Below are 8498 nucleotides of genomic sequence, written 5' to 3' on the forward strand. Positions count from 1 at the left end.
ATAATAAAGAAAGTCGAACCCTTGTCGGATAGGCGGCAGGGGTTTTTTATGTGGGGTGCAAAAAATGAAACCAAATAAAAATTCTACCGCAGAGTGGCTGGAAAAGTATGAGCGGGTCCCGGTGTGGCGTAAAGTAAAGTGGAGGGAACAGGATCCGTGGCAGCTTTATTTAGCCTTAACGAAAGAGAGCGGCTATGCTTTTATCGTAGAAAGCGGGCGCAGTGGAAGGTATACATACGTCGGGGCGGAACCGGTGAGAACGATTCAAATAAAGAACGGTGAAATAAAAGAGAACGGAGGAATGGCGTATCAGACATTAGCCGATCCGCTCGCCGTTGTAAGGCGGTGGATGATGCACGAAAGCTCCCCTTCCTCCCGCCAGGTGCAGGAAGCCGGACTGCCTGACTGGACAGGCGGTGCCGCCGGCTATTTAAGCTATGATACCGCACGCTACTTTGAATTTTTTCCCCGTACGGCCGAAGATGATTTGCAGCTTCCCGACGTTTATTTAATGATGATGGAAGAAGTGTATGCTTTCGACCATGAAACGAAAGATATTTTTTTGGTTGTCCATGCCGGGCAAAAGGCTCGTATACAAAAGGAAGAGGATGCCGAACAAAGGCTTGTTCAAATGGAATCTTTCCTTAAGGAAACACATGTATCCAACGGGACGCTGCCTTCCCTTTTCGGCGATATTGTGGATACGGGGACAGCGAGCGTATCGTTTGCCCAGCATGAATTTGAACAGGCTGTGCAGAAGGTGCAGGAATACATAGCAGCGGGCGATGTATTTCAGGTAAATCTTTCCGTGCGCCAGACGAAGGAGGCAGCCAGCTCCGCCGAGGAAGTGTATGAGGTACTTCGCATCCTGAATCCCTCCCCTTATATGGGGTTACTTCGCTTCCCGGAATTTCAGCTTGTATCCGCCTCTCCTGAGCTTCTGCTTCAAGTGAAGGGGAATCAGTTAAGCACCCGGCCGATTGCGGGGACGCGCCGCCGCGGAAAAACGGAGGAAGAGGATGCGGAGCTTGTGCGGGAACTGTTGGATAATGAAAAAGAGGTAGCTGAGCACATTATGCTTGTTGATTTAGAAAGAAATGATCTTGGGCGTGTCAGCCGGTATGGTTCTGTTCATGTCGATGAATTAATGGTCGTGGAGAAGTATTCGCATGTCATGCACATCGTGTCTAACGTTATCGGTGAACTGGCGGACGGTAAAGATATGTACGACGCTATCATTGCCGCCTTTCCCGGCGGCACGATTACAGGGGCACCCAAAGTGCGCACAATGGAAATTATCGAAGAGCTGGAGCCGGTGACAAGAGGGCCTTATACAGGCTCTATGTGCCTGCTTGGATTTACCGGTGATGCTGTGTGCAATATCATTATACGAACCATGATCGTAAAGGACGGACAGGTACATGTTCAGGCGGGAGCAGGAATTGTGATTGACTCCATACCAAAAGCAGAGTATTATGAATCATTAAAGAAGGCAGAAGCTGTTTGGAAGGCCTTATCTTTGAGTGAAGCGAAGAAGAGAAGAGTTCGAGAGAGGAGAGCAGAGACATGATTTTAATGATCGATAATTACGATTCTTTTACGTACAATCTTGTGCAGTATTTAGGTGAACTAGGGGAAGAATTGCGGGTCGTCCGCAACGATAAAATCACCTGTGAGGAAATCGCGGAAATGAATCCCTCCTATTTAATGGTTTCACCTGGCCCCTGTACACCGAATGAGGCAGGAATCAGCCTGGAGGCCATCGAAAGGTTTGCCGGCAGCATTCCGATTTTTGGCGTTTGCCTCGGGCACCAGTCGATTGCTCAGGTATTCGGCGGGAAGGTTGTCAGGGCTGATAGACTCATGCATGGGAAAACGTCGGATGTTTACCATGGAGGGGAGACGATTTTTTCTGGCCTGCCTTCTCCTTTTAAGGCGACAAGGTACCATTCTCTCCTGGTGGAACGTGAAAGTCTGCCTGATTGCCTTGAAATAACGGCAGAAACCGCTGAGGGAGAAATCATGGGTCTGCGCCACCGTCATTTGCCGGTGGAAGGCGTGCAGTTTCACCCGGAATCCATTATGACAGAGCACGGAAAGCAGCTGCTGCATAATTTCCTTGCGCGATATACCCGGATGAAGAAATAAAACAGAGGGGTTGAATACCCGCGTGAAAATTTTTTTGGACGGTCAAATAATAGATGCTGAACAGGCTGTGATCTCGCCTTTTGATCACGGCTTTCTTTATGGTCTCGGCCTTTTTGAAACAATGCGTGTTTATAACGGACATGTAGCCCTGCTTGAGCGCCATTACCGGCGCCTATCAGAGGCCGCTGAAGAAATCGGCATTGCTGTTACGATGACACGGGAAGAACTTCGTTTCGCCATTTTACAAACTTTAAATGCAAATCAGCTTAAAGATGCGTATATACGTGTCGATTTAACAGCGGGCAACGGGGCACTCGGCCCTTTTGCGGGCATATATGAGAACCCGCGCTGGTTAATCTTTGCCAGGCCCCTTCCCGATTTTCCTGAACACTTCTATCAGACCGGGAAAAAACTCCAGACACTGAAGCGGCCGCGCAATACACCGGAAGGAACCTGGCGTTTTAAATCACATCATTATATGAACAATCGGCTCGCAAAGCGGGAAGTAGGAGCAAGCCTGATGTGGAAGGGCTTTTCCTTACAGAGGACGGGTGCCTGGCGGAAGGGATTGTGTCCAACGTTTTTTTCATAACGGAGGGGAAGCTCTGTACACCTGACGTGAAAACAGGAATTCTGCCGGGAACAAGGCGTGAATTTGTAATGGAGCTTGCACAGATGGAAGGAATGGAAGTCAGGGAAGGCTGGTTCCACCTTGAGCATCTGCTTACAGCGGATGAAGTGTTCATCACGAACGCAATTCAGGAAATCGTACCGATCCATTCTGTGGATAGCAAAATAATCCGGGAGGGAACAATAGGCCCGATGACCTCGGAGCTTCTTGCGTCCTATCGAAAAAATATTGTGTAACAAGAAGAAATGGTGCAATGACAGGGTATAGAAGAAAGGAAGGGGAGAATCATATGGCGTGGGATATACAGGCAGGAACGTATACCTTGCCTCTGCGAGAGCGCACAGTCGTAATGGGAATTGTTAATGTAACACCGGATTCGTTTTCAGACGGTGGGAAATACGTAAATATCGAGGACGCACTTATGCATGCCCGGCAGCTTGTACAGGATGGAGCGGAAATCATTGATATCGGCGGCGAGTCCACCCGTCCGGGCCATCAACCGGTTGGCGAGGAAGAGGAGCTAGAGCGGGTTGTGCCGGTCATCGAAAGGCTTGCTGCTGAAATCGAAGTGCCGATTTCCATTGATACATATAAAGCGAGAGTGGCTAAAGAGGCGATTCGTGCAGGAGCTCATCTCATTAACGATGTATGGGGGGCGAAGGCGGACCCGGAAATGGCAAGAATAATGGGAGAACTCGGTGTGCCGGTTATTCTAATGCACAATCGAAACAACATGGACTATCGGGATTTCATTGAGGATGTTCTGAACGATGTAAAAGAAAGCGTAGCACTTGTAAAAGAGGCCGGAGTGAAAGATGAACACATCCTCCTCGATCCGGGCATCGGCTTTGCCAAAACGTACGAACAAAACCTGGAGATGATGTATCGAATGGACAGGCTTGTTGAATTGGGCTATCCTGTTTTACTTGGAACCTCACGGAAGTCCTTTATTGGAAAAACGATGGGGGATGTACCGGCCGGGGAGAGACTGGAAGGGACTGCGGCTACAGTTGCCCTGGGTATCGAAAGAGGGTGCCGCATTGTCCGCGTGCATGATGTGAAGCCGATTGTTCGTGTATGCCGCATGATGGATGCTATGCTTAGTGGATGGAAATAGGAAGAGGAGGGATCCGATGGATAAGATACTGTTTAACCGAATGGAATTCTGGGGGTACCACGGTGCGTTCAAAGAGGAAAACAAGCTGGGACAGCGTTTTCTCGTAGACCTCGAGCTTTACCTTGACCTTTCTGCAGCGGGCCATAGCGATATTTTAGCAGATACAGTGAATTACGCCGAAATATATAATACATCGCGCGAGGTTGTGGAAAACGAGCGCTATGAACTGGTAGAAGCTGTTGCCGAGCGGCTGGCTGCTAAGATTCTCGGGGATTATAACCTGGTTCAGGAAGTTCTCGTTCGGGTGATTAAGCCGGATCCGCCCATTCCAGGGCATTATAAATCGGTTGCTGTAGAGATTAGGCGTGCACGCAAGAAGGATGAAAGCTAATATGCCAACTGTTTTTCTTGGGCTTGGTTCAAACATCGGAGACCGCCATATGCTTCTTGCGGAAGCCGTGAGAATGCTTCATCTTACAACAGGCATTCACATACAGCAAAGCTCAACCATTTATGAGACAGATCCGGTAGGATATGTGGAACAGGACCCATTTTTAAATGTTGTTGTTAAAGCACAGACGGAACTTTCTGCGGCCGATTTGCTCAGGCGCACGCAGGAAATTGAAAACGAGCTCGGCCGCACGCGTGACATACGGTGGGGTCCTCGCACACTGGACATTGATATTCTTTTATATGATCATTTGTATATCCAGGAAGGAAACCTGCTGGTTCCACACCCGCGCATGTGTGAGCGCGCTTTTGTTATGGTGCCACTTGCCGAAATTGCTCCGGATATCCTTATCCCGTTAGGGAAGGAAGAGCAGGTAACGGCAGCCGAAGTTCTTGCCCATGTAGAAGGGAAAGAAGGAGTCCAGCCGTGGAAGCCGCTCCCCTGGGAAAATATTCCGGACACTTAGAGGCAGCGGAATGGTTGAAATGAAAATGGTGTATGATAAAATAGTGGAATGATTAGGCATCGTTTGCCAAATGATGAGGAATAAGCCTTGCTTTTTATGCAAAGGATAGGTTTGGAAGGTGGAAACATGGCGAACCTGAAAATAGGTAACATAGAACTTAAGAATAATGTCGTCCTCGCCCCAATGGCTGGCGTTTGCAATCCTGCGTTTCGCTTAATCGCGAAGGAATTCGGCGCCGGGCTTGTTTGTGCGGAAATGGTTAGTGATAAAGGGATTGTCCATGGCAATAAAAAAACGCTGGATATGCTATATGTTGATGAGCGGGAAAAACCATTGAGCCTCCAAATTTTCGGCGGAGACAAGGAAACACTCGTAAAAGCGGCACAGCACGTGGATCAGCATACGGATGCAGATATTATTGACATCAATATGGGCTGTCCGGTTCCCAAAATTGTAAACTGCGAGGCGGGAGCCCGTTTATTGCTTGATCCGGAAAAGATTGAGGAAGTGGTTTCTGCTGTCGTTGAAAATGTGTCTAAGCCTGTTACGGTAAAGATGCGTATCGGTTGGGACGATGAACACATTTATCTGGTGGACAATGCAAAAGCTGTAGAGCGTGCAGGAGGAAAAGCGATTGCGGTTCATGGAAGAACTCGTGTTCAAATGTACCAGGGAAAAGCGGATTGGAGTTATATCCGTCAGGCAAAGGAAGCGGTAAACATTCCGGTTATCGGAAATGGGGATGTAGCCAGCCCGGAAGATGCGAAGCGAATGATTGAGGAAACGGGCTGTGATGGTGTTATGATTGGCCGTGCTGCGCTTGGCAACCCATGGATGCTATACCGTACGATTGAATATCTTGCAAAGGGCGAACTTCCTGCAGATCCGGCCCCGCGTGAAAAGATTAATATCGCTTTGCTGCATCTTGATCGCCTTATTAAAGTAAAAGGGGAAAAGGTAGCAGTTCTCGAAATGAGAAAGCATGCCTCCTGGTACTTAAAAGGACTTCCTGCTTCTGCACAAATACGCGATGATGTAAACGTGCAGGAAACGCGGGATGGAATGGCGAATTTATTGCTTGCTTATCTTGACAGAGTGGAATCCAAAATGGCTGAGCGGGCTGTGAAAGAACAAAAGGAAGACATAGAAGTTGTTCATTAATCTAATTTGACAACATTCATTGCCTACCATATAATACCTTCATATCTGTTAGAAAACTGCCAGTGGATGCACTGGCAGTTTCATATATGTTTTGCATAAAAAATACGTTTTTATCATACACTCTGGTACATTGCGAATGAAAAAGAATAGAGCTGACGGGGGAATGAAGATGGCGGAAAAAGAAGTAATTTTAACGGCTGTGGGATTACAAAAACTTGAGGAAGAACTGGAGCAACTGAAGACGGTAAAACGCCGCGAGGTTGCCGGTCGTATTAAAGAAGCCATTAGCTTCGGAGATTTATCCGAGAACTCCGAGTATGAAGAAGCGAAGAATGAACAGGCCTTTATTGAAGGACGTATTATTACACTCGAAAAAATGCTGCGTAACGCACGTGTAATTACTGGTGAAGAGGTAGATATCGGGGTTGTTAGCGTAGGTTCAACCGTAACAGTAAAGGACTTGGAATTTGGCGATGAAATGGAATTTACGATTGTAGGTTCTGCAGAGTCCGATCCGCTGCAAAATAAAATTTCAAACGAGTCTCCTGTAGGCGTTGCCCTTCTTGGTAAAACAAAAGGTTCAATCGTTGATGTGAACGTCCCTGCGGGTGTCATTCGTTACGAAGTTTTGGATATTAAAGTAGATTAATGCAGGTACTGGAGGCTCCTTCGATGTCGTGGGAGCTTTTAACCGATTTTGGGATTACAAAAGTAAAAGGCATTGAGGAGTTGAAACGCAACATGTCCCGTGAGGAAGAATTAAGTGAACTAGAACAAGTACGAAGAGAAAAATTACATACATTGCGCGACAAAGGGATTGATCCGTTCGGCAAGAAATTTGAGCGCACTCATACGTCGAAAGAAATTCTTGAGCAATATGAAGCGGTTGAAAAAGAGCAGTTGGACGAGCAGGGAGTGGAAGTATCGATTGCCGGCCGAATGATGGCCAAGCGCGGCCAGGGTAAAGCGGGATTTGCTCACCTTCAGGATCAGACCGGCCGCATTCAGATTTACGTTCGGGAAGATCAAGTCGGCGCTGAAGCTTATGATATGTTCAAGCTTTGCGATCTTGGGGATATTCTTGGGGTGAAAGGGACTGTTTTAAAACGAAAACAGGGAGACGAGCGTTAAAGTAAAAGAAGTAACCCTTCTGACTAAGTCGCTGCGTCCTTTGCCTGAAAAATTCCATGGCCTTAAAGACGTGGAAACTCGTTATCGTAAAAGGTACCTGGACTTAATCGTAAACCCGGCTGTTAAAGATACGTTCATCGCACGCAGCCTTATTCTGCAATCTATGCGCCGCTACCTTGATGAGCGTGGATACTTGGAAGTTGAAACACCTACGATGCACAGCATTCCGGGCGGTGCGGCGGCTCGCCCATTCATCACTCATCACAATGCATTGGACATGCGTCTGTACATGAGGATTGCTACCGAACTTCATTTGAAGCGTTTGATTGTCGGCGGCCTCGAAAAAGTATATGAAATCGGACGTATTTTCCGTAATGAAGGCATTTCAACGAAACATAATCCTGAATTTACATCCATTGAATTGTATGAAGCGTACGCCGACTATAGAGATATTATGCGCCTTACGGAAGAATTAATCGCTCACATTGCGCAGGATGTATTCGGTACAACCATATTTAATTACCAGGGGCATGAAGTGGAAATGAAGCCGCAATGGAAACGAATCCATATGGTCGATGCCATTAAGGAAGCAGTTGGCGTGGATTTCTGGCCGCAAATGAGCGATGAAGAAGCACGGGAAATTGCAAAGCAGCATAAAGTTCCTGTAACGGAAGGCATGAAATACGGCCACATTGTCAATGAGTTTTTCGAGCATTTTGTTGAAGAGACGCTCATTCAGCCTACCTTTATTTACGGGCACCCGGTTGATGTTTCTCCGCTTGCCAAGAAAAACGAAGAGGACCCTCGATTCACAGACCGCTTTGAGCTATTCATTGTGGGACGTGAGCATGCGAACGCATTTACTGAGTTGAACGATCCGATCGATCAGCGTCAGCGTTTTGAATCGCAGCTTCAAGAGAGGGAAGCAGGAAACGATGAGGCCCACATGATGGATGAAGATTTCATTGAATCCCTCGAATACGGTATGCCTCCGACAGGTGGACTAGGCATCGGTATTGACCGCCTTGTTATGCTCCTCACAGATTCTCCGTCCATTCGTGATGTTCTGCTGTTCCCGCTCATGCGCGAACGTTCTGTGGCAGAGTATGCAGAAGAACAGGGAAATGAATAAGTAATCGGTATAAAAAATGATTCTCAGACTGTTTACTGAGAATCATTTTTTTGTTTGTGAAAAAACCTCTTGCATTCTATATAGATAACATGGTATATTATTTCTTGCCGCTCCGAAAAAGCGTGGCGAGGCAGAAAAGTTTATGCATCAAATGAAAAGCAAAAAAACAACGAAAAAAGTTGTTGCAAAATGCTTGGTGATTTGATAAGATAGTTAAGTCGCCGCTAAACGAGTGGATGACAACGAAATAATAGTTCCTTG

Annotated in this window: 9 protein-coding genes and 1 pseudogene; all 10 read left to right on the forward strand. The window is 47.1% G+C overall.

Going from position 1 to position 8498, the window contains the following annotated elements; all coding sequences use genetic code 11:
• The first annotated feature begins 64 nt into the window (after nt 1–64).
• Entirely contained in the window at nt 65–1570 is a 1506-nt protein-coding gene (locus MBEAL2_RS21475; RefSeq protein WP_052947898.1) for an anthranilate synthase component I family protein, read from the forward strand.
• Nucleotides 1567–2148, forward strand: a complete 582-nt coding sequence (gene pabA / locus MBEAL2_RS21480; protein ID WP_047154295.1) for an aminodeoxychorismate/anthranilate synthase component II — start codon at nt 1567–1569, stop codon at nt 2146–2148. The genes MBEAL2_RS21475 and pabA overlap by 4 nt, the downstream gene beginning before the upstream one ends.
• A 22-nt stretch (nt 2149–2170) precedes the next feature.
• On the forward strand, nt 2171–2740 hold the full coding sequence (locus tag MBEAL2_RS34410; protein WP_052947899.1) for an aminotransferase class IV: 570 nt from the start codon (nt 2171–2173) through the stop codon (nt 2738–2740).
• Nucleotides 2719–3015: an aminotransferase class IV gene (locus tag MBEAL2_RS34415; RefSeq protein WP_052947900.1), complete on the forward strand. Its 297-nt coding sequence runs from the start codon at nt 2719–2721 to the stop codon at nt 3013–3015. Before MBEAL2_RS34410 ends, MBEAL2_RS34415 begins: the two co-directional genes overlap by 22 nt.
• Before the next feature lie 53 nt (nt 3016–3068).
• Nucleotides 3069–3896, forward strand: coding sequence for a dihydropteroate synthase (folP, locus tag MBEAL2_RS21490; protein WP_047154308.1), 828 nt, complete (start codon nt 3069–3071; stop codon nt 3894–3896).
• 16 nt (nt 3897–3912) lie between these two features.
• Nucleotides 3913–4287 (forward strand): dihydroneopterin aldolase, encoded by a 375-nt coding sequence (folB, locus tag MBEAL2_RS21495; RefSeq protein WP_047154296.1) that lies wholly within the window; start codon nt 3913–3915, stop codon nt 4285–4287.
• 1 nt (nt 4288) lies between these two features.
• Nucleotides 4289–4813, forward strand: coding sequence for a 2-amino-4-hydroxy-6-hydroxymethyldihydropteridine diphosphokinase (folK, locus tag MBEAL2_RS21500; protein ID WP_047154297.1), 525 nt, complete (start codon nt 4289–4291; stop codon nt 4811–4813).
• A gap of 135 nt (nt 4814–4948) precedes the next feature.
• Nucleotides 4949–5974: a tRNA dihydrouridine synthase DusB gene (dusB, locus tag MBEAL2_RS21505; protein WP_047154309.1), complete on the forward strand. Its 1026-nt coding sequence runs from the start codon at nt 4949–4951 to the stop codon at nt 5972–5974.
• 169 nt (nt 5975–6143) lie between these two features.
• The gene (greA, locus tag MBEAL2_RS21510) at nt 6144–6623 is read left to right on the forward strand and encodes a transcription elongation factor GreA (protein ID WP_047154298.1); all 480 of its coding nucleotides are present in this window, start codon (nt 6144–6146) and stop codon (nt 6621–6623) included.
• Between the two features lie 92 nt (nt 6624–6715).
• Nucleotides 6716–8237: pseudogene (gene lysS / locus MBEAL2_RS21515) on the forward strand (lysine--tRNA ligase).
• The last annotated feature ends 261 nt before the right edge of the window (nt 8238–8498 follow it).

The organism is Aneurinibacillus tyrosinisolvens (assembly GCF_001015055.1).
Taxonomy (GTDB): Bacteria; Bacillota; Bacilli; order Aneurinibacillales; family Aneurinibacillaceae; genus Aneurinibacillus_A; species Aneurinibacillus_A tyrosinisolvens.